An 18,489-nucleotide genomic window follows, 5' to 3' on the forward strand; every position below is an offset into this window, starting at 1 on the left:
ACGGAAAGGGGTGAAACCTGTGCCAAGGCAATACTCGCTGCAGAAGACACGCAACATCGGCATCATGGCGCACATCGATGCCGGTAAAACCACCACCACCGAGCGGATCCTCTTCTACACGGGGAGAGTACACAAAATCGGCGAAGTGGATGACGGTGCCGCCACCATGGACTGGATGGTGCAGGAGCAGGAGCGCGGTATCACTATTACGTCGGCGGCCACCACGTGCTTTTGGAAGGACCACCGCATCAACATTATCGACACGCCCGGCCACGTTGATTTCACCGTAGAGGTGGAGCGCTCGCTGCGCGTACTGGACGGAGCAGTTGCCGTATTCTGTGCCAAGGGCGGTGTGGAACCCCAGTCCGAAACCGTGTGGCGCCAGGCGGACCACTACCACGTGCCGCGGGTTGCCTATGTCAACAAAATGGACATTATGGGGGCCGATTTTTACCGCGCGGTCGAGATGATGCGCGAGCGCCTGGGAGCGAACGCCGTACCGATCCAGCTTCCGATCGGCAAGGAGGCGGACTTCCGCGGCGTAGTGGACCTTATTGCCGAGAAGGCTATTATCTATGTGGATGATTTGGGAACCCAGAGCGAAGAGGTGGCTGTTCCCGCCGACATGGTGGAAGACGCCAAGGCCTGGCGCGAAAAGCTGCTGGAGGCCGTGGCGGAGGTGGATGACGCCCTCATGGAAAAGTACCTGGAGGGTGAGCAGCTTACGGAGGAGGAGATCCACGCGGCCCTGCGCCGGGGAACCATTTCCGGGAGCCTGGTACCGGTGCTGTGCGGTTCCTCCTATAAGAACAAGGGCGTGCAGCCGCTCCTCGACGCCATTGTGGCCTACCTGCCGGCACCGACGGATATTCCGGAGATCCGGGGGGTAAACCCGGCCAGCGGCGAGGAGGAAGACCGGCCCACGAGCGACGACGCGCCGTTCAGCGCGTTGGCCTTCAAGATTATGACCGACCCCTATGTCGGCAAGCTGGCCTTCTTCCGGGTGTACTCCGGCAGCCTCAAGTCCGGTTCCTACGTGTACAACGCCAGCCGCGGCAAAAAGGAGCGCATCGGCCGCATCCTGCAGATGCACGCCAATCACCGGCAGGAGATCGACGAGGTTTTCACCGGGGACATCGCGGCGGCGGTGGGCCTGAGGGACACCGGGACCGGGGATACGCTCTGCGATGAGGCGGCGCCCATTCTGCTCGAGTCCATGCAGTTCCCGGAGCCGGTGATCTCGGTGGCCATTGAGCCCAAGACCAAGGCCGACCAGGATAAGCTGGGTGTGGCGCTGGGCAAGCTGGCCGAGGAAGACCCCACCTTCCGCATGCACACGGATAACGAAACCGGGCAGACCATCATCTCCGGGATGGGCGAGCTGCACCTGGAGATCATCGTGGACCGCCTGGTGCGGGAGTTCCACGTGGAAGCGAACGTGGGCCAGCCGCAGGTGGCCTATAAAGAGACCATCACCGTCCCGGCCAAGGCCCAGGGCCGCTACGTGCGGCAGACGGGCGGCCGCGGCCAGTACGGCGATGTCTGGCTGGAGGTGGCCCCGCGCGAGCGCGGCGCCGGTTTCGAGTTCGTGTCCAAGATCGTGGGCGGCGTGGTGCCGAAGGAATTCATCCCGGCCGTGGAGGCGGGTGTGCGTGAAGCTGCCGAGAACGGTGTGCTGGCCGGCTACCCCATGGTGGACGTGAGCGTCACCCTCTACGACGGCTCGTACCACGATGTGGATTCCTCGGAAATGGCCTTCAAGATCGCCGGGTCCATCGGCTTCAAGAATGCCGTGCAGCAGGCGCAGCCGGTGCTCTTGGAGCCCATGATGCAGGTACAGGTGCTGGTGCCGGAGGAGTACATGGGCGATGTCATCGGCGACATCAACAGCCGGCGCGGGCACATCACTAATATGGAGCCGCGCAACGGCATTCAAGTGATCGATGCCGTGGTGCCCTTGGGCGAGATGTTCGGCTATGCCACCGACCTCCGTTCCCGCACCCAGGGCCGCGGCAACTACACCATGCAGTTCTCGCACTACGCTGAGGTTCCGAAGAACCTGGCGGAAAAGATAATCGCCAAGACCAGGGGCTGACCCCGGGCAGGCGGTAGCCAAAGGAGGAGAAGAACATGGCAAAGAAGAAGTTTGAGCGGACCAAACCCCACGTGAACATCGGTACCATCGGCCACGTCGACCACGGCAAGACCACCCTCACCGCGGCCGTCACCAAAGTGCTGGCCAACGCCGGCCTGTCGGACTTCGTTCCCTTCGACCAGATCGACAAGGCGCCGGAAGAGCGGGCGCGGGGCATCACCATCGCCACCGCCCACGTGGAGTACCAAACCGAAAAGCGGCACTACGCCCACGTCGACTGCCCCGGCCACGCCGACTACGTCAAGAACATGATCACCGGCGCAGCCCAGATGGACGGCGCCATCCTGGTGGTCTCCGCCGCCGACGGCCCCATGCCGCAGACCCGTGAGCACATTCTGCTGGCGCGGCAGGTGGGCGTGCCCTACATCGTAGTCTTTCTCAACAAAGCCGACATGGTGGACGACCCCGAGCTCATGGAGCTCGTCGAGATGGAAGTCAGAGAGCTTCTCTCCCAGTACGAGTTTCCCGGCGACGAGATCCCCATCATCCCCGGCTCCGCCCTCAAGGCCCTCGAGTGCGGCTGCGGCAAGCGCGACTGCCCGAACTGCGGCCCCATCTGGAAACTCATGGACGCCGTAGACGAATACGTGCCCACCCCGGACCGCGACACCGACAAGCCCTTCCTCATGCCCATAGAAGACGTGTTCACCATCACCGGCCGCGGCACCGTGGTCACCGGCCGTGTCGAGCGCGGCAAAGTGAAGGTGGGCGACGAAGTCGAGCTGGTGGGGCTGACCCCCGAGAAGAAAAAGAGCGTCGTCACCGGCGTCGAGATGTTCCGAAAGACCCTGGACGAAGGCGTCGCCGGCGACAACATCGGCGTGCTGCTCCGGGGCATCGACCGCAAGGAAGTCGAGCGCGGCATGGTGCTTTCCAAGCCCGGCAGCATTCACCCGCACACCAAGTTCAAAGGGCAGGTGTACGTTCTCACCAAAGAAGAAGGCGGGCGGCACACCCCGTTCTTCAACGGCTACCGGCCGCAGTTCTACTTCCGCACCACCGACGTCACCGGCAACATCAAGCTGCCCGAGGGCGTCGAGATGGTCATGCCCGGCGATAACGTGGTGATGGACATCGAGCTTATCACCCCCATCGCCATCGAGAACGGGCTGCGCTTCGCCATCCGCGAGGGCGGCCGCACCGTGGGCGCCGGCGTGGTGGCCGAGATCTTCGAATAAGCGAGGGGAGACACTCTCCCCCCCTCTTTTTCTACCTTGGCCGCTATGAGGTGGAAGGTTGCCAGCGGGCGCTGGGGAATTTCCACTGAGAACTGTCCGGAAATCGGGCGAAGGGAGGAAGTTTTGTGGCTCAACACAAGATACGCATTCGCCTCAAGGGCTATGACCATGAGGTGATCGATCAATCGTCCCAGAAGATCATCGAAACCGTCAAGCGCACCGGGGCTCTGGTGTCGGGTCCCATCCCGCTGCCGACGGAAAAGAGCATCTACACCATTTTACGCGCCCCGCACAAGTACAAGGACTCGCGCGAGCAGTTCGAGATGCGCATTCACAAGCGTCTCATCGATATCCTGGAACCCACGCCTAAGACAGTGGACGCCCTGATGCGTCTGGACCTCCCTACCGGCGTGGACATCGAGATCAAGCAGCTGTAAGGGAAGGGAGGCGAGGACGGTGAAAGGGATTCTCGGAAAAAAGCTGGGGATGACCCAGATCACCCAGGAAGACGGCACCATGGTGCCGGTGACGGTTATCGAGGCCGGCCCCTGCGTCGTGGTGCAGAAAAAGACGCCTGCCCGCGACGGCTACGCTGCGCTGCAGCTTGGGTTCGGGGCCGTGCGCGAGAACAAGGTGAGGAAGCCCCTCAAAGGGCACTTCAGCAAGAACAAGCTCAAACCCGTGCGCTACCTGCGGGAGCTCCGGGTGGAAAACCCCGAGGCCTATGAGGTGGGCCAGGAGATCAAGGTAGACATCTTCAGCCCCGGTGAGCGCGTGGACGTTACCGGTATCTCCCGCGGCAAGGGCTACGCCGGGCTCATTAAGCGCTGGGGCGGGCACCGCGGTCCCATGGCGCACGGCTCCAAATTCCACCGGGCGCCCGGTACGCTGGGCAGCCCCAGGGGCGGCGGCCGGGTGTTCCCGGGACGGCACATGCCCGGCCGCATGGGTTACGAACGGGTGACGGTCAAGAACCTGCAGGTGGTACGGGTGGACCCGGAGCGGAACCTGCTCCTCGTTAAAGGGGCAGTGCCCGGGGCGCGCGGCCGTTTGGTCACGGTGCGCGCGGCCGAGTGACAGGCGGCGGTGAAAGGAGGAGACGAGATGCCACGTGTACCGGTATATAACCTCCAGGGCGAGGCGGTGGGGGAGATCGAACTCTCCGACAGCGTCTTCGCCGTGCCGATGAATAGCGGACTCATTCACCAGGCCGTGGTGCGCCACCTCGCCAACCGGCGCCTGGGCACGGCCGACACCAAAACCCGCGCCGAAGTGAGCGGCGGCGGGCGCAAACCGTGGCGGCAGAAGGGCACCGGCCGGGCGCGCCAAGGCAGCATCCGTTCGCCGCTGTGGCGGCACGGCGGCGTGGCCTTTGGGCCTCACCCGAGGAGCTATGCTCAGGACATGCCGCGCAAGATGCGGCGCCTGGCGCTGAAGGTAGCCCTCTCGGAAAAGCTCCGGAGCGGCGGGCTGACGGTGGTGGAGGACATCAAGCTGCCGGAACCCAAGACGAAGCAGATGGTGAATGTTTTAAGGAGGCTGGGCGCGCCGAAGAAGGCCCTCATTGTTACGGCCGAGCGCGACGAGCTGGTGGACCGTTCGGCGCGGAACCTTCCCGGCGTGCTGGCCTCCGGGGCGCTGGGCCTCAATGTGTACGATGTTTTGAACCACGACCGTCTCATCATCACGAAAGACGCCGTGGCCAAGGTAGAGGAGGTGCTCGGCTGATGGAGGCGCGGGACGTTCTGAAGCGGCCGGTGATCACCGAGCGGGCCACCTCCCAGCTGGAGGAAGGCAAGTACACCTTTGAGGTGGACCCGGCGGCGACGAAAATCGATATCAAGAACGCCGTAGAAGAGATTTTCAAAGTAGACGTCATCAAGGTGGCCACCCTCAGGGTGCCGGGCAAGCTCAAGCGCGTGGGCCGGCACGTGGGCCGGACGTCGGACTGGAAGAAGGCCATCGTTACGGTCAAGAAGGGGCAGCGCATTCCCTTCTTCGAGGGTGCCTGAATCTGAGCGCGGAAAGGGGGGGCAGCGATGCCCATTAAGAAGTATAAGCCTACTTCCCCAGGCATTCGGTTTCAAACCACAGCGACATTTGAGGAAGTGACGAAGAAGCGCCCGGAGAAGGCGCTCTTGGAGCCGCTTCCGAAAAAGGCCGGGCGCAACAACCAGGGCCGCATCACGGTGCGCCACAAGGGTGGCGGCCACAAGCGCCGGTACCGGGTTATCGACTTCAAGCGGAACAAGGACGGTGTGCCGGCCAAGGTGGCGGCCATCGAGTACGACCCGAACCGCTCGGCGCGGATTGCACTCCTCCACTACGCCGACGGGGAGAAACGCTACATCCTGGCGCCGCTCGGCCTTGAGGTGGGCGACAAGGTGGTTTCCGGGCCCGACGCGGACATTAAACCAGGTAACACGCTGCCGCTGGCCAACATCCCGGTCGGCACCATGGTGCACAACATCGAGCTTACGCCCAAGCAGGGCGGCAAGCTGGTGCGGGCGGCCGGCGCGGCGGCCCAGCTGCTGGCGCGGGAAGGCAACCTGGCTACGGTGCGCATGCCTTCGGGTGAGATGCGGATGTTCCCGGTGGAATGCCGGGCGACGATCGGCCAGGTGGGCAACCTGGATTACGAGAACATCACCGTGGGTAAGGCCGGGCGCTCGCGCTGGCTGGGTATCCGGCCGACCGTGCGCGGCGTGGTCATGAACCCGGTGGACCACCCGCACGGCGGCGGCGAAGGCCGTGCACCGGTGGGCCGCAAGGTGCAGATGACGCCTTGGGGCAAGCCCGCCCGGGGCGTGCGGACGCGCAAGCGGAACAAGGCCTCGGATCGCCTTATCGTGAAGCGGCGTGGATAGGCTGAAAGGGGGTTAGCTCGTGTCGCGTTCAGCCAAAAAGGGGCCGTACGTTCACCCCAGTCTCATGAAGAAAATCAAAGAGATGAACGAGAAGCGGGAGAAGCGGGTCATCAAGACCTGGTCCCGCGCCTCGACGATTTTTCCGGAAATGGTCGGCCACACCATTGCGGTACATGATGGGCGTAAGCACGTGCCCATCTACATCACCGAGGAGATGGTGGGCCACAAGCTCGGCGAATTTGCGCCTACGCGGCTTTTCCGGGGCCATGGGGCGCACACTGAAAGGTCTACGGCGCTCAAGTAGAGGAGGGCAGGGACAGGCATGGAAGCAAAAGCGGTTGCCCGCTACGTGCGGATCTCCCCCAGCAAGGTGCGGATCGTCCTGGACCTGATCCGGGGTAAGAGCGCGGCCGAGGCCCTGGGGATCCTGCGGTTTACGCCCAAACGGGGCTCCCGCCTGGTGGAGAAGGTGCTGCGTTCGGCCATCGCCAACGCCCAGAACAATCTGGACCTTAACCCGGCGGATCTACTGGTGCTCAGGGCGTACGCCGACGAGGGGCCGACGCTCAAGCGGTATCATCCTCGCCGCATGGGACAGGCGTTTCCCATTCTAAAACGCACCAGCCACATCACGGTTGTGGTGGGTGAAAAGTAAGGAGGGATAGGAGTGGGTCAAAAAGTTAATCCCAATGGCCTGCGCCTGGGAATTATTCGCAACTGGGACGCACGCTGGTATGCCGAGCGCGATTTCTCCGACCTCCTGCTCGAGGATGTGAAGATCCGCGACTACATCAAGGAGAAGTGCTTTATAGCGGGCGTTTCGCATATTGAGATTGAGCGGGTGGCGAAGCGCATCCAGGTCACCGTGCACACCGCCAAGCCCGGCATCATCATCGGCCGCGGCGGCGCCGGGGTCGAAGCCCTGCGCAAAGACCTGGAGAAGCTGACGGGCAAACAGGTGCACATCAACATCCTGGAGATCAAGGTGCCGGAGCTGGATGCGCAGCTGGTGGCGGAGGGTATCGCCCAGCAGCTGGAGAAGCGCACGTCTTTCCGGCGGGCCATGAAACAGGCCATGGGCCGGACGATGCGCGCGGGCGCCAAGGGAATCCGCGTGGCGGTAAGCGGCCGTCTGGGCGGCGCGGAGATTGCGCGGCGTGAAGGCTACCGTGAAGGCACGGTGCCGCTGCAGACGCTCCGGGCGGACATTGAGTACGGTTTTGCCGAGGCACGCACCACCTATGGGCGTATCGGCGTTAAGGTGTGGATTTACAAGGGTGAAGTGCTGCCCGCGGCGAAGGCAGCCCGGGCAACCAAGAAAGAGGCCGCCGCGGAGGGAGGCGAGTAACATGCTGATGCCCAAGAGGGTGAAGTACCGCAAGCAGCACCGTCCCAACCCCCAGGGCGTGGCGAAGCGGGGTACGGAGGTCGTTTACGGTGACTACGGGCTGGCGGCCCTCGAGCCGGGCTGGATCACCCAGCGGCAGATCGAGGCCGCCCGTGTGGCGCTCACGCGGTACATCAAACGCGGCGGGCGGGTGTGGATCAAAATTTTCCCGGATAAGCCCATTACGGCCAAACCGGCCGAGACACGCATGGGCAGCGGCAAGGGCGCGCCGGAGTACTGGGTGGCCGTGGTTAAGCCGGGGCGTATCCTTTTTGAACTGACGGGAGTGGATGAGGCAGTGGCCAAGGAGGCTATGCGGCTGGCCGGGCAGAAGCTGCCGATTAAAACGCGCTTCGTCAAGCGCATTGAAGTGGGTGGTGAGGCCGGTGAAAGCTAAGGAACTCAAGGACCTGACCGATAGCGAACTGCAGGAGAAATTGGCCGGCTTCAAGGAAGAGCTGTTCAACCTCCGGTTCCAGATGGTCACGCGGCAGTTGGATAATCCCATGCGCATCCGCGAGGTTCGTAAGTCCATCGCCAGGATTAAAACCATCCTGCGGCAACGGGAGCTGGCGGGCGAGAGAGGCTAGGAACACTGGGGGCGCAGAGCGCTGCGCCCGCGAGGCCTGATGAAAGGAGGCCAGGAGCTTGGAACGAGGGCAGAGGAAGGTCCGTGTCGGGACCGTGGTCAGCGATAAAATGGATAAGACGGTGGTCGTTGAGGTGGAAAACACCGTCCAGCATCCTCTTTACAAGCGCACCGTTCACCGCACGGCGCGCCTTAAGGCGCATGACCCGGAGAACGCCTGCCGGGTCGGCGACCGGGTGCGGGTGAGTTCGACAAGACCGCTGTCGAAGGATAAGCGGTGGCGGGTGGTCGAGATCATCGAGAAGGCCCGTTAAGTACGCCCTTGCCGAAAGGGGGTTAGAAGATGATTCAGCCACAGACACGGCTCGTGGTGGCGGACAACACCGGGGCCAAGGAGCTGATGTGCATCCACGTCGCCGGGGGCTCCAAGCGGCGCTATGCGAATGTGGGAGATATCATCGTCGCCAGCGTCAAGCAGGCAACGCCCGGTGGTGTTGTTAAAAAAGGCGACGTGGTGAAGGCCGTGGTTGTTCGATCGAAGAAAGGCGTGCGGCGTCCCGACGGCTCCTATATCCGCTTCGATGAGAACGCCGCTGTGATCATAAAGGACGACAAGGAACCGCGCGGCACGCGTATCTTCGGGCCGGTGGCCCGGGAGCTGCGCGAGAAGGAATTCATGAAGATCATTTCCCTGGCGCCGGAAGTGCTGTAGGGGAAGGAGGCGTTAAGGTTGCAGCCCAAGGTACACGTCAAAAAGGGCGATACCGTTATGGTGATCGCCGGCAAGGATCGGGGGAAAAAGGGCAAGATCCTCCGCGTCTTCCCCGCCAAGGGCAGGGTGCTGGTGGAAGGGATCAACATGGTGAAGCGCCACACCCGGCCGACGCAAAAGGTGCAGCAGGGTGGAATCATCAGCAAGGAGGCGCCGCTCGACGCCAGCAATGTCCAGCTGGTGTGCGGCAGCTGCGGCCGGCCCACGCGCACCGGGAAGAAAACTCTCGCAGACGGCCGCCGGGTGCGGTTCTGCAAGAACTGCGGCGAGGTCGTCGACAAGTAGGCGGGGGAAAGGAGGTAGGGCCAGTGGACCTGAGAGAAAAGTACGTGCAGGAAGTGGTACCGGCGCTGGTGCAGCGCTTTGGCTACGCCAACAAGATGCAGGTGCCCAAGCTGGAGAAAGTCGTCATCAACATGGGCGTGGGCGATGCCCTGCAGAATCCCAAGCTCCTCGACGCAGCGGTGGCGGACCTCACCCAGATCGCGGGGCAGAAGCCGCTGGTGACGCGGGCCAAGAAGTCCATCGCCAATTTCAAGGTGCGGGCCGGCGCGGCCATCGGCTGCAAGGTGACGCTTCGGGGCGAGCGGATGTACGACTTCCTGCAGAAGCTCATGAACGTGGCGCTGCCGAGGGTGCGCGATTTCCGCGGCGTTTCCTCCAAGGGCTTCGACGGGCGCGGCAACTACACCCTGGGCGTGCGCGAACAGCTGATTTTCCCCGAGATCGATTACGACAAGGTGGAGAAGGTCCGGGGTATGGATATCACCATTGTGACTACGGCGAAAACGGACGAGGAATCCCGGGAGCTCTTGAGGCTTCTCGGTATGCCTTTCCGGGAGAGCTGATGCAAGGGAGGGAACGGGAGTGGCCAGAAAGGGCCTAATTGAGAAGTGGAAGCGTGAGCCCAAGTTTAAGGTGCGGGAGCACAACCGCTGCAGGATCTGTGGCCGTCCCCATGCCTACCTCCGCAAATTTGGGATCTGCCGGATTTGCTTCCGGGAGCGGGCCTACCGCGGGGAGATCCCTGGAATAAGGAAGGCCAGCTGGTAGGGCCAGAAGGGAGGCAGAGAAAGTGACCATGACTGATCCCATCGCCGACATGCTGACCAGGATCAGGAACGCCAACGTGGCACGCCACGAAGTGGTGGAGATCCCGGGCTCACGCATGAAGCAGGCCATCGCAGAAATCCTCAAGGCAGAAGGCTTCATCCGCGACTACGAGTACGTTAACGATAAAAAGCAGGGTATTCTCAAGGTATACCTGAAGTACGGGCCGAACAAGGAGCGCGTCATTTCGGACCTGAGGCGGATCAGCAAGCCTGGCCTTAGGGTGTACGTGGGGCGGAACGAGATTCCCAGGGTGCTCAAGGGGCTGGGCATTGCCATTTTGTCCACACCCCGGGGTGTTATGAGCGACAAGCAGGCCCGGCGCGAGGGTGTCGGCGGCGAAGTCCTCTGCTACGTATGGTAGTGAGGAGGAGTTGATATGTCCAGGATCGGGAAAAAGCCCATCCCGGTACCGCCCGGGGTGGAGGTGGCGATAGAAGGGAACACCGTGCGCGTGCGCGGGCCCAAAGGCGAACTGGCGCGGACGGTGCCCCAGGACATCAGCGTTGTCCGCGAGGGGGCCGTACTCAAGGTGACCCGCGCGGGCGACGCCGGCGAGCAGCGGGCGCTCCACGGCCTTACGCGCACCCTGGTCGCGAACATGGTGGAGGGTGTCACGCACGGCTACAGCAAGGCGCTCGAGATTACCGGCGTGGGCTACCGTGCCGCCAAGCAGGGGCGCAAGCTGGTTATGCAGCTGGGTTATTCGCACCCGGTGGAGATTGAGCCGCCGGCGGGGATAGAGTTCGAAGTGCCGGCGCCGACCAAGATTGTGGTGCGGGGACTGGATAAGGAACTCGTCGGCGAAGTGGCCGCGGATGTGCGGCGGCGCCGGCCGCCCGAGCCGTACAAAGGCAAAGGCATTCACTATGAGGGCGAACGGCTGCGCCATAAGGTCGGTAAGACGGGCAAGGCTGCGAAGTAGGCCCCGGAAAGGAGAGTGCACGGGTGATCACGAAGAAAGACCGCAACGAAAAGCGCCAGGTCCGGCACCTCAGGGTGCGGAAAAGGGTGGCGGGCACTCCCTCCCGGCCGCGGCTTGCAGTGTACCGCAGCCTCAACCACATCTACGCCCAGGTGATTAACGACGAGACCGGCACCACCCTCGTCTCCGCCTCCACCCTGGACCCGGAGATCCGGGCGCGGGGGGTAAAGGGCGGCAACGTGGCAGCGGCCAAGCTGGTGGGCGAGTTGGTGGCGCGGCGGGCTCAAGAACGGGGAATCACCAAGGTGGTTTTTGACCGCGGCGGCTACCTGTACCATGGGCGCGTGGCGGCCCTGGCAGAAGCAGCCCGGGCGGCTGGGCTGGAACTGTAGGCCGAGGTAAAGGAGGGAGAAGCGACTTGCAGAAGCACGAGCAACCGAGAAGGCGGCGCGAGCGCCGGGAAGAGCAGGCGGTAAGCGAGTTCCAGGAAAAAGTAGTAACCATCAACCGCGTGGCCAAGGTGGTCAAAGGCGGCCGGCGCTTCAGCTTCAGCGCGCTGGTGGTCGTGGGTAACGGCAAGGGCAAGGTGGGCGTCGGCCTGGGCAAGGCGGCGGAGGTCCCCGATGCCATTCGTAAGGGCGTAGACGATGCAAAGAAGAACCTGTTTGTCGTCCCGCTGCGGGAGTCGACCATTCCCCACGAGGTGATCGGCCACTTCGGTGCCGGGCGGGTACTCCTTAAGCCGGCCGCCGCGGGCACAGGCGTGATCGCCGGCGGCGCGGTCCGGGCCATCCTGGAGCTCGCCGGGGTGAAGGACGTTCTCACCAAGTCCCTGGGCTCGGCCAACCCGAACAACGTGGCGCGGGCGACGATTGCGGCGTTGAAATCCCTGAAAACGGCGGAGGATGTGGCCCGCCTGCGGGGCCTGAGCGTCGAAGAACTGATCGGCTGAGGAGGTAGGAGAGCATGGCCAAGGTTAAGATCACCCTGGTGAAGAGCCTGGTCAGCCGTCCGGCCGATCAGCGGGCCACGGTGCGGGCTCTGGGCCTCCACCGCCTGCACCAGTCGGTAGTGAAAGAAGTGAGTCCCGCCGTCCAGGGCATGATCCATAAAGTGCAGCACTTGCTTCTTGTTGAGAATGACGAATAGTAAGGAGGTGTAGCCATGAATCTGTCTACGCTGTCACCGGCTCCCGGTTCCCGCCAGGCGAAGACGCGCGTAGGGCGCGGCATCGGCTCCGGGCTCGGCAAAACCTCCGGACGTGGTCACAAGGGCCAAAAGGCCCGCTCGGGCGGCGTTAAAGGACCGGCCTTCGAGGGCGGTCAGAAGCCGCTGCAGCTGCGCCTGCCCAAGCGGGGTTTCTATAATCCGTTTCGGGTGGAGTACGCCGTGGTGAACCTGGCTGCTTTAGAGGAGAAATTTGCGGCCGGGGACGAAGTGACACCCGAGACCCTGCGTGCGGCCGGGCTGGTGAAGCACGCGAACGATCGGATCAAAATCCTGGGCACGGGGGATATAACCAAACCCCTTACCGTCCGGGTGCATGCCTTCAGCCGCGCTGCCCAGGAGAAGATCGCTGCGGCCGGCGGCAAAGCTGAGGTGATTTAAGTGCTGGATGCGCTGCGGAATGCCTGGAAGATTCCGGACCTAAGGCGGCGGCTCACCTTTACCCTGCTCATGTTCCTGGTGTTCCGGATCGGCAGCCACATTCCCGTGCCCGGCATCGACCCGCGGGTGCTGCAGGATGTCTTTAACCAGGGCAACCTGCTCGGGTTCCTGGACCTCTTTTCCGGCGGTGCCTTAAAGAGGGTTTCCATCTTTGCCTTGAGCGTAACCCCCTACATTACGGCCTCAATTATTATCCAGCTCCTCACCATTGTTATCCCCAAGCTCGAGGAGCTGGCTAAAGAAGGCGAAGAGGGGCGTAAAAAGCTGGCCCAGTACACGCGCTACAGCACCGTGGTGCTGGCGCTGATCCAGGCGGCCGGCATGGTGGCCTGGATGCGGGATGCCGTCACTCACCCCGGCTGGGTGAGCTGGTCCATCATCGTAGTGGCGCTGACGGCCGGGACGGCCTTCCTCATGTGGCTGGGCGAGGAGATTACCGATAAAGGTATTGGCAACGGGATCTCGCTCATCATCTTTGCCGGCATCGTCTCGCGCCTCCCGGCCGGCCTGGGCAAGGTTATCGGGTACGTTCAGGTGCGGGCCATCAACGTCCTTAACATTCTGCTCCTGGCTGTGGTGGTGCTGGCGGTGATCGTGGCGATCATCTACATGCAGGAAGGCGAGCGGCGGATTACCGTGCAGTACGCCAAGCGCATGGTGGGGCGCCGGGTTTACGGCGGGCAGAGCACGCACATCCCGCTCAAGGTGAACCAGGCCGGTGTGATCCCCATCATTTTCGCCATGTCGGTCCTGCTTTTCCCAGGCACGGTGGCTCAGTTTGTGCATCACCCCTGGGCGCAGGCGGTGGCCAACGCCCTGCAGTGGGGGACCACCCTCAACACGGTGCTTTACTTCGGCCTCAACGTGTTCTTTACGTTCTTCTACACGGCGGTAACCTTTAACCCGGTGGACATTTCCAAGAACATGCAGAAGTACGGCGGGTTCATTCCCGGCATCCGGCCCGGGCGGCCGACGTCCGACTACATCAGCCGGGTGCTCTACCGGATTACGGTGGCCGGCGCGCTCTTCATCGCGCTGGTGGCGGTGCTTCCCATGTTCATGGGCAGCCTGACCGGCGTGCAGGGTCTTTACTTCGGGGGCACCGGTGTGCTCATTGTGGTCGGTGTGGCGCTCGAGACCATGAAGCAGATCGAGGCGCACATGCTGATGCGGCACTATGAAGGATTTCTTAAGAAGTCGTAAGACCGCCGGGGCGCGGCCAGAGGGGAGGTAGGGCCATGCAGCTTGTACTCTTGGGGGCGCCGGGGGCAGGCAAAGGGACGCAGGGCGAACTCTTGGCGCAGGAATACGGCATCCCCCACATCGCCACTGGAGACCTCCTACGGGGGGCCATGGCGGCAGAGACACCCCTGGGCGAGGCAGCGCGCCGCTACGTCGCCCGGGGCGAGCTGGTACCCGATGAGGTGGTTGTCGGGATCGTCAGGGAGCGGCTGACGGCACCGGACGCCGAGGCCGGCTTTATCCTGGACGGCTTTCCGCGCACAGAGGCCCAGGCGGAGGATCTGGACGCATTTTTAGAGGAGCTGGGGCGGCCGCTCACGGCCGCGGTGCTGCTGGATGTGGCCCGCGAAACACTGCTGGCGCGCCTCACGGCGCGGCGCGTGTGCCCCCAGTGCGGCGCATCCTTTCACCTGGTGAACAGGCCGCCCAAGGAAGCCGGGCGCTGCGACGCCTGCGGCGCTCCCTTGGTGCAGCGCGAAGATGACCGCACGGACGTAATCGCGCGGCGCCTTGAGGTGTATCAAAAGGAGACTGCACCACTCGTGGAGTTTTACGCCCGCAGAGGGCTCCTCGTGCGCGTACCGGGCACCGGGACGCCGGCGGAGATCCTGGCGCGGGTTAAAGCAGCTTTAGGAGAAGGTGCAGCATGATCGTCCTTAAGTCACCGCGGGAAATCGACTGCATGCGGGCGGCGGGACGGCTTACCGCCCAGGCCATCGCGGAACTCAAGCGGGCCATCCGGCCCGGTGTTACCACCGGCGAGCTCGATGCGCTGGCGGAGGATTTTATCACCCGCCACGGCGGCGTACCGGCCTTCAAGGGCTACCAGGGTTTTCCGGGCAGCATCTGCGCCTCCATCAACGACGAGGTGGTGCATGGGATCCCTGGTCTACGGCAGGTAAAAGCTGGAGATATTATTAGTATCGATATCGGCGCCATCGTCGACGGTTATGTGGGCGATGCGGCCTTCACCGCGCCGGTGGGCGCAGTGAGCCCCGAGGCGGAGGAGCTCATGCGGGTGACCGAAGGCTCGCTTTACCGCGCTATCGAACAGGCGCATCCCGGGAACCGCCTCTCCGACATCTCGCACGCCGTGCAGACGTACGTCGAGCGCGCCGGCTTTGCGGTGGTGCGGGATTACGTGGGCCACGGGATCGGCACCAAGATGCACGAGGATCCGCCCATTCCCAACTACGGGCCGCCGGGCCGGGGCCCGCGGCTGCAGGTGGGCATGGTGCTGGCCATTGAACCGATGGTGAACCGGGGAACGTTCGAGGTCCGGGTGCTGGACAACGGTTGGACGGTTGTCACCGCCGACGGCAGCCTGTCGGCGCACTTCGAACACACCGTGGCCGTTACCGAGTCGGGCCCGGAGATCCTTACCCGGCTGTGAGGGTAACGCTTATGCCGGGAAAAGTGAAACTGGGGCAGATTGTGTGTTCGCGCGCCGGCCGCGACCGGGGCCGGTACTACCTGGTGGTGGGCTGGCAGGACGCCCGGCGTCTCCGGGTGGCCGACGGCAGGCGCCGCCCGGTGGAAAGGCCGAAGGTCAAGAACATCGCACACCTCGAGGTCACCGGCCGGGTGGCCGAGGAAGTGGCCGCGCGGCTCGAGCGCAAGGAGCCGGTGAGCGACCTGATGGTGCGCGCGGCTCTGGCTGAGGTTGCGGGCGCTGATCCGTCGTGGAAGGAGGGCGATTGATGCCTAAGGAAAGAGACGATGCCATAGAGGTCGATGGTACGGTAGTGGAGCCGCTTCCCAACGCGATGTTCCGGGTGGAACTGGATAACGGCCACCGTGTCTTGGCCCATGTTTCCGGTAAGATCCGTATGAACTTCATTCGCATCCTTCCCGGGGACCGCGTGCGCCTGCAGCTGTCGCTTTACGACCTGGGCCGGGGACGGATAACGTACAGGTACAAATAGGTAAAGATAAACCAAGGTGAACAGCGTCGGGTCGCCTGAAGGAGGGTTGGCGATGAAGGTGAGGCCGTCGGTGAAACCAATCTGCGAGAAGTGTAAAGTGATCAAGCGCAAGGGGCGCGTGATGGTTATCTGTGAAAACCCCAAGCATAAGCAGCGCCAGGGCTGAAGCCCGGGCTGCCGATGGAGGTGTGACGCATGGCACGTATTGCCGGTGTAGATCTGCCGCGCGATAAGCGGGTTGAGGTGGCGCTCACGTATATCTACGGGATCGGCCCCACCTCGGCGCAGAAGATCTTGGCCCAGACACGCATCAACCCGGACACCCGCGTGAAGGACCTGACCGAGGAAGAGGCCACCCGGCTGCGCGAAGAGATCGACAAGAACTACAAGGTGGAAGGCGACCTCAGGCGCGATGTTTCTCTGGACGTCAAGCGCCTCATTGAAATCGGGACCTACCGTGGTCTGCGCCACCGCCGGGGCCTGCCGGTGCGCGGGCAGCGGACGCGCACCAACGCCCGCACCCGGAAGGGTCCGCGCAAGACGGTGGGCGTGCGGCGTAAGAAGTAAGCTCTAAGGAGGGAAAGGGATGCCGAAGAAAGCGCAGACGCGCGTGAAGCGGCGTGAGCGCAAGAACGTCGACCGCGGCGTGGCGCACATCCGCTCCACTTTCAACAATACTTTGGTTACCATCACCGATACGGCGGGCAACGTTATCTCCTGGTCCAGCGCCGGCACACAAGGGTTTAAGGGCTCCCGCAAGGGCACACCCTTCGCCGCCCAGATGGCCGCGGAGAAGGCCGCCAAGCAGGCGATGGAGCACGGCATGCGGGAGATAGAGGTGGAGGTTAAGGGTCCGGGGGCCGGCCGCGAGGCGGCCATTCGTTCGCTGCAGGCGGCAGGGCTGGAGGTAAACCTGATTAAAGACGTGACTCCCATTCCGCACAACGGTTGCCGGCCGCCCAAGCGGCGCCGGGTCTAAGAGGAGGTGTCCAGCTGAATGGCAAGGTATACGGCTGCTGTTTGCCGGCTGTGCCGGCGGGAAGGCATGAAGCTCTTCCTCAAGGGTGACCGCTGCTACACGGGCAAGTGCTCGATAGACCGGCGCGGTTATGCTCCCGGCCAGCACGGCCAGGGCCGGAAGAAGATTTCCGAGTATGGTGTGCAGCTGCGCGAGAAGCAGAAGGCGCGCCGCATTTACGGCGTGCTGGAGCGGCAGTTCGGCCGCTACTATGAGCTCGCGGCGCGCATGAAGGGCATGACGGGCGTGAACCTCTTGACGCTCCTGGAGACCAGGCTCGACAACGTGGTCTACCGCCTCGGGTTCGCCCGTTCGCGGGCGGAGGCGCGGCAGCTGGTGCGCCACGGTCACTTCGCGGTGAACGGCCGCAAGGTGAGCATTCCTTCCTTCCGCGTGCGCGCCGGCGACGAGGTGAGCGTACGGGAGGGGAGCCGCAACCTGCCGCTCTTTGCGGAACTGGCTCAGGTGGCGGCGGCGCGCACGGTCCCCGCCTGGCTGGAGTCGGTACCGGCCGAGCTGAAGGCCCGGGTGCTCAGGCTGCCGGAACGGGAAGAAATCGATGTGCCGGTGCAGGAACACCTTATCGTGGAGCTTTATTCCAAGTAATGAACCTGAAGGAAAAGCCCTCGCCAGAAACTGAGTGGATAAGGAGGGGCAAGGTTCATGGTTGAGATGGAAAAACCGAGGATTGAGGTGGCCGAGATCAGCGACGATGACCGGTACGGCCGCTTCGTGGTCGAACCGCTCGAGCGGGGGTACGGGACCACCCTGGGCAACTCTCTACGGCGGGTCCTCCTCTCCTCCCTGCCGGGGGCGGCGGTCACCTCGGTGAAGATCCAGGGTGTTCTGCACGAGCTGTCGACGATACCGGGCGTGGTTGAGGACGTGCCGGAGATCGTGCTTAACCTGAAGGAGCTGGCGCTGAAACTGCACAGCGACGGCCCCAAGATGATGCGCCTCGAGGCGCGGCAGCCCGGCGATGTCAAGGCCGGCGACATTACCACCGACCCGGACATTGAAATCCTTAACCCGGAGCAGCACATCGCCACTTTGGACGAAGGCGCGGAGCTGGTCATGGAGATCACCGTGGCCAAGGGCCGCGGCTATGTGCCGGCCGACCGGAACAAAAAGCCGGATGATCCCATCGGGCTGATCCCCGTGGACTCCGTCTTCAGCCCCATTACCCGCGTGAACTACCTGGTGGAGAACACCCGCGTGGGGCAGCGGACAGACTTTGACAAGCTGACGCTGGAGGTGTGGACCGACGGGACGATAAGTCCCGACGAGGCCGTAAGCCTGGCGGCCCACATCCTCACCGAGCACCTGGCCCTCTTCACCGGCCTCACCGAGGTTTCCAATGACATGGAGATCATGGTGGAGCGCGAAGAGGAGAACAAGGGGAGTGCCCTCGATATGACCATCGAGGAGCTGGATCTCTCTGTGCGCTCATACAACTGCCTCAAGCGGGCCGGGATCAATACCGTCTACCAGCTGACGCAGAAGACGGAAGACGACATGATGAAGGTGCGCAACCTCGGGCGCAAGTCGCTGGAAGAAGTGCAGACCAAGCTGGCGGCGCTGGGGCTGTCCCTGAAGCCCAAGGAGGAGTAGCGGTCGGCGGTGAGCTGTTGGGTGTCGGCTCTTGGGCGTTGG

33 protein-coding genes are annotated in these 18,489 nt (G+C 63.4%); all 33 read left to right on the forward strand.

Going from position 1 to position 18,489, the window contains the following annotated elements:
* Window positions 1-19: 19 nt before the first annotated feature.
* Window positions 20-2,095, forward strand: a complete 2,076-nt coding sequence (gene fusA, locus K5554_RS05280) for an elongation factor G (RefSeq protein ID WP_221040093.1) — start codon at window positions 20-22, stop codon at window positions 2,093-2,095.
* A 35-nt stretch (window positions 2,096-2,130) separates the two neighbouring features.
* Window positions 2,131-3,333: an elongation factor Tu gene (gene tuf, locus K5554_RS05285; RefSeq protein WP_221040094.1), complete on the forward strand. Its 1,203-nt coding sequence runs from the start codon at window positions 2,131-2,133 to the stop codon at window positions 3,331-3,333.
* Between the two features lie 125 nt (window positions 3,334-3,458).
* Complete coding sequence (rpsJ, locus tag K5554_RS05290) at window positions 3,459-3,770, forward strand: 30S ribosomal protein S10 (protein WP_221040095.1); 312 nt, start codon at window positions 3,459-3,461, stop codon at window positions 3,768-3,770.
* A gap of 19 nt (window positions 3,771-3,789) precedes the next feature.
* A complete protein-coding gene (rplC, locus tag K5554_RS05295; RefSeq protein ID WP_221040096.1) occupies window positions 3,790-4,410 on the forward strand; it encodes a 50S ribosomal protein L3 in 621 nt (206 codons plus the stop codon).
* Between the two features lie 27 nt (window positions 4,411-4,437).
* Window positions 4,438-5,061, forward strand: coding sequence for a 50S ribosomal protein L4 (gene rplD, locus K5554_RS05300; RefSeq protein ID WP_221040097.1), 624 nt, complete (start codon window positions 4,438-4,440; stop codon window positions 5,059-5,061).
* Window positions 5,058-5,345 carry a 50S ribosomal protein L23 gene (locus tag K5554_RS05305; RefSeq protein WP_370636967.1) on the forward strand — a complete coding sequence of 96 codons (288 nt, stop codon included), beginning with the start codon at window positions 5,058-5,060 and terminating at the stop codon, window positions 5,343-5,345. The genes rplD and K5554_RS05305 overlap by 4 nt, the downstream gene beginning before the upstream one ends.
* A gap of 27 nt (window positions 5,346-5,372) precedes the next feature.
* Window positions 5,373-6,200, forward strand: a complete 828-nt coding sequence (gene rplB, locus K5554_RS05310) for a 50S ribosomal protein L2 (RefSeq protein ID WP_221040099.1) — start codon at window positions 5,373-5,375, stop codon at window positions 6,198-6,200.
* A 19-nt stretch (window positions 6,201-6,219) separates the two neighbouring features.
* Window positions 6,220-6,504, forward strand: coding sequence for a 30S ribosomal protein S19 (gene rpsS, locus K5554_RS05315; protein WP_221040100.1), 285 nt, complete (start codon window positions 6,220-6,222; stop codon window positions 6,502-6,504).
* 18 nt (window positions 6,505-6,522) lie between these two features.
* On the forward strand, window positions 6,523-6,855 hold the full coding sequence (gene rplV, locus K5554_RS05320; RefSeq protein ID WP_221040101.1) for a 50S ribosomal protein L22: 333 nt from the start codon (window positions 6,523-6,525) through the stop codon (window positions 6,853-6,855).
* A gap of 12 nt (window positions 6,856-6,867) precedes the next feature.
* Window positions 6,868-7,548 (forward strand): 30S ribosomal protein S3, encoded by a 681-nt coding sequence (gene rpsC / locus K5554_RS05325; RefSeq protein WP_221040102.1) that lies wholly within the window; start codon window positions 6,868-6,870, stop codon window positions 7,546-7,548.
* A 1-nt stretch (window position 7,549) separates the two neighbouring features.
* Complete coding sequence (rplP, locus tag K5554_RS05330; protein WP_221040103.1) at window positions 7,550-7,984, forward strand: 50S ribosomal protein L16; 435 nt, start codon at window positions 7,550-7,552, stop codon at window positions 7,982-7,984.
* The gene (rpmC, locus tag K5554_RS05335; RefSeq protein WP_221040104.1) at window positions 7,974-8,177 is read left to right on the forward strand and encodes a 50S ribosomal protein L29; all 204 of its coding nucleotides are present in this window, start codon (window positions 7,974-7,976) and stop codon (window positions 8,175-8,177) included. The genes rplP and rpmC overlap by 11 nt, the downstream gene beginning before the upstream one ends.
* Before the next feature lie 58 nt (window positions 8,178-8,235).
* Window positions 8,236-8,490 (forward strand): 30S ribosomal protein S17, encoded by a 255-nt coding sequence (gene rpsQ / locus K5554_RS05340; RefSeq protein WP_221040105.1) that lies wholly within the window; start codon window positions 8,236-8,238, stop codon window positions 8,488-8,490.
* Between the two features lie 29 nt (window positions 8,491-8,519).
* The gene (rplN, locus tag K5554_RS05345; protein WP_221040106.1) at window positions 8,520-8,888 is read left to right on the forward strand and encodes a 50S ribosomal protein L14; all 369 of its coding nucleotides are present in this window, start codon (window positions 8,520-8,522) and stop codon (window positions 8,886-8,888) included.
* A gap of 18 nt (window positions 8,889-8,906) precedes the next feature.
* Window positions 8,907-9,233: a 50S ribosomal protein L24 gene (gene rplX / locus K5554_RS05350; protein WP_221040107.1), complete on the forward strand. Its 327-nt coding sequence runs from the start codon at window positions 8,907-8,909 to the stop codon at window positions 9,231-9,233.
* A 23-nt stretch (window positions 9,234-9,256) separates the two neighbouring features.
* Window positions 9,257-9,796, forward strand: coding sequence for a 50S ribosomal protein L5 (rplE, locus tag K5554_RS05355; protein WP_221040108.1), 540 nt, complete (start codon window positions 9,257-9,259; stop codon window positions 9,794-9,796).
* Window positions 9,797-9,815: 19 nt separating this feature from the next.
* Window positions 9,816-10,001, forward strand: coding sequence for a type Z 30S ribosomal protein S14 (locus K5554_RS05360; protein ID WP_221040109.1), 186 nt, complete (start codon window positions 9,816-9,818; stop codon window positions 9,999-10,001).
* A gap of 22 nt (window positions 10,002-10,023) precedes the next feature.
* Window positions 10,024-10,422, forward strand: coding sequence for a 30S ribosomal protein S8 (rpsH, locus tag K5554_RS05365; RefSeq protein ID WP_221040110.1), 399 nt, complete (start codon window positions 10,024-10,026; stop codon window positions 10,420-10,422).
* A gap of 15 nt (window positions 10,423-10,437) precedes the next feature.
* The gene (gene rplF / locus K5554_RS05370; protein WP_221040111.1) at window positions 10,438-10,983 is read left to right on the forward strand and encodes a 50S ribosomal protein L6; all 546 of its coding nucleotides are present in this window, start codon (window positions 10,438-10,440) and stop codon (window positions 10,981-10,983) included.
* A gap of 23 nt (window positions 10,984-11,006) precedes the next feature.
* Window positions 11,007-11,375 (forward strand): 50S ribosomal protein L18, encoded by a 369-nt coding sequence (rplR, locus tag K5554_RS05375; protein WP_221040112.1) that lies wholly within the window; start codon window positions 11,007-11,009, stop codon window positions 11,373-11,375.
* A 26-nt stretch (window positions 11,376-11,401) separates the two neighbouring features.
* Window positions 11,402-11,935, forward strand: a complete 534-nt coding sequence (gene rpsE, locus K5554_RS05380) for a 30S ribosomal protein S5 (RefSeq protein ID WP_221040113.1) — start codon at window positions 11,402-11,404, stop codon at window positions 11,933-11,935.
* A 14-nt stretch (window positions 11,936-11,949) separates the two neighbouring features.
* Entirely contained in the window at window positions 11,950-12,132 is a 183-nt protein-coding gene (rpmD, locus tag K5554_RS05385) for a 50S ribosomal protein L30 (protein WP_221040114.1), read from the forward strand.
* Window positions 12,133-12,147: 15 nt separating this feature from the next.
* Window positions 12,148-12,591, forward strand: a complete 444-nt coding sequence (gene rplO / locus K5554_RS05390) for a 50S ribosomal protein L15 (protein WP_221040115.1) — start codon at window positions 12,148-12,150, stop codon at window positions 12,589-12,591.
* The gene (gene secY, locus K5554_RS05395; protein ID WP_221040116.1) at window positions 12,592-13,854 is read left to right on the forward strand and encodes a preprotein translocase subunit SecY; all 1,263 of its coding nucleotides are present in this window, start codon (window positions 12,592-12,594) and stop codon (window positions 13,852-13,854) included.
* Window positions 13,855-13,889: 35 nt separating this feature from the next.
* The gene (locus K5554_RS05400; protein ID WP_221040117.1) at window positions 13,890-14,543 is read left to right on the forward strand and encodes an adenylate kinase; all 654 of its coding nucleotides are present in this window, start codon (window positions 13,890-13,892) and stop codon (window positions 14,541-14,543) included.
* The gene (gene map, locus K5554_RS05405; protein WP_221040118.1) at window positions 14,540-15,286 is read left to right on the forward strand and encodes a type I methionyl aminopeptidase; all 747 of its coding nucleotides are present in this window, start codon (window positions 14,540-14,542) and stop codon (window positions 15,284-15,286) included. Before K5554_RS05400 ends, map begins: the two co-directional genes overlap by 4 nt.
* Before the next feature lie 11 nt (window positions 15,287-15,297).
* Window positions 15,298-15,594 (forward strand): KOW domain-containing RNA-binding protein, encoded by a 297-nt coding sequence (locus K5554_RS05410; RefSeq protein ID WP_221040119.1) that lies wholly within the window; start codon window positions 15,298-15,300, stop codon window positions 15,592-15,594.
* A complete protein-coding gene (infA, locus tag K5554_RS05415) occupies window positions 15,594-15,818 on the forward strand; it encodes a translation initiation factor IF-1 (protein WP_221040120.1) in 225 nt (74 codons plus the stop codon). The genes K5554_RS05410 and infA overlap by 1 nt, the downstream gene beginning before the upstream one ends.
* A gap of 52 nt (window positions 15,819-15,870) precedes the next feature.
* Window positions 15,871-15,984 (forward strand): 50S ribosomal protein L36, encoded by a 114-nt coding sequence (gene rpmJ / locus K5554_RS05420; RefSeq protein WP_178252557.1) that lies wholly within the window; start codon window positions 15,871-15,873, stop codon window positions 15,982-15,984.
* A 29-nt stretch (window positions 15,985-16,013) separates the two neighbouring features.
* Window positions 16,014-16,385: a 30S ribosomal protein S13 gene (rpsM, locus tag K5554_RS05425; RefSeq protein ID WP_221040121.1), complete on the forward strand. Its 372-nt coding sequence runs from the start codon at window positions 16,014-16,016 to the stop codon at window positions 16,383-16,385.
* 19 nt (window positions 16,386-16,404) lie between these two features.
* The gene (gene rpsK, locus K5554_RS05430) at window positions 16,405-16,797 is read left to right on the forward strand and encodes a 30S ribosomal protein S11 (protein WP_221040122.1); all 393 of its coding nucleotides are present in this window, start codon (window positions 16,405-16,407) and stop codon (window positions 16,795-16,797) included.
* Window positions 16,798-16,815: 18 nt separating this feature from the next.
* On the forward strand, window positions 16,816-17,442 hold the full coding sequence (gene rpsD, locus K5554_RS05435) for a 30S ribosomal protein S4 (protein ID WP_221040123.1): 627 nt from the start codon (window positions 16,816-16,818) through the stop codon (window positions 17,440-17,442).
* A 57-nt stretch (window positions 17,443-17,499) separates the two neighbouring features.
* Window positions 17,500-18,447 (forward strand): DNA-directed RNA polymerase subunit alpha, encoded by a 948-nt coding sequence (locus K5554_RS05440; RefSeq protein WP_221040124.1) that lies wholly within the window; start codon window positions 17,500-17,502, stop codon window positions 18,445-18,447.
* Window positions 18,448-18,489 lie beyond the last annotated feature (42 nt).

Origin of the sequence: Gelria sp. Kuro-4 (assembly GCF_019668485.1) — a bacterium.
Lineage (GTDB): Bacteria > Bacillota > DTU030 > DUMP01 > DUMP01 > DUMP01.

Excerpts from the sequence above, each read along its gene's own strand:
- rplD (WP_221040097.1), top strand. The coding sequence starts at position 4,438 with ATGCCACGTGTACCGGTATATAACCTCCAGGGCGAGGCGGTGGGGGAG.
- K5554_RS05400 (WP_221040117.1), top strand. The coding sequence starts at position 13,890 with ATGCAGCTTGTACTCTTGGGGGCGCCGGGGGCAGGCAAAGGGACGCAG.
- K5554_RS05440 (WP_221040124.1), top strand. The coding sequence starts at position 17,500 with ATGGTTGAGATGGAAAAACCGAGGATTGAGGTGGCCGAGATCAGCGAC.
- rpmD (WP_221040114.1), top strand. The coding sequence starts at position 11,950 with ATGGCCAAGGTTAAGATCACCCTGGTGAAGAGCCTGGTCAGCCGTCCG.
- rpsK (WP_221040122.1), top strand. The coding sequence starts at position 16,405 with ATGCCGAAGAAAGCGCAGACGCGCGTGAAGCGGCGTGAGCGCAAGAAC.
- rplB (WP_221040099.1), top strand. The coding sequence starts at position 5,373 with ATGCCCATTAAGAAGTATAAGCCTACTTCCCCAGGCATTCGGTTTCAA.
- infA (WP_221040120.1), top strand. The coding sequence starts at position 15,594 with ATGCCTAAGGAAAGAGACGATGCCATAGAGGTCGATGGTACGGTAGTG.
- rplP (WP_221040103.1), top strand. The coding sequence starts at position 7,550 with ATGCTGATGCCCAAGAGGGTGAAGTACCGCAAGCAGCACCGTCCCAAC.
- rpsD (WP_221040123.1), top strand. The coding sequence starts at position 16,816 with ATGGCAAGGTATACGGCTGCTGTTTGCCGGCTGTGCCGGCGGGAAGGC.
- rpsM (WP_221040121.1), top strand. The coding sequence starts at position 16,014 with ATGGCACGTATTGCCGGTGTAGATCTGCCGCGCGATAAGCGGGTTGAG.
- rplN (WP_221040106.1), top strand. The coding sequence starts at position 8,520 with ATGATTCAGCCACAGACACGGCTCGTGGTGGCGGACAACACCGGGGCC.
- K5554_RS05410 (WP_221040119.1), top strand. The coding sequence starts at position 15,298 with ATGCCGGGAAAAGTGAAACTGGGGCAGATTGTGTGTTCGCGCGCCGGC.
- map (WP_221040118.1), top strand. The coding sequence starts at position 14,540 with ATGATCGTCCTTAAGTCACCGCGGGAAATCGACTGCATGCGGGCGGCG.
- tuf (WP_221040094.1), top strand. The coding sequence starts at position 2,131 with ATGGCAAAGAAGAAGTTTGAGCGGACCAAACCCCACGTGAACATCGGT.
- rplF (WP_221040111.1), top strand. The coding sequence starts at position 10,438 with ATGTCCAGGATCGGGAAAAAGCCCATCCCGGTACCGCCCGGGGTGGAG.
- rplV (WP_221040101.1), top strand. The coding sequence starts at position 6,523 with ATGGAAGCAAAAGCGGTTGCCCGCTACGTGCGGATCTCCCCCAGCAAG.
- rpmJ (WP_178252557.1), top strand. The coding sequence starts at position 15,871 with ATGAAGGTGAGGCCGTCGGTGAAACCAATCTGCGAGAAGTGTAAAGTG.
- rplO (WP_221040115.1), top strand. The coding sequence starts at position 12,148 with ATGAATCTGTCTACGCTGTCACCGGCTCCCGGTTCCCGCCAGGCGAAG.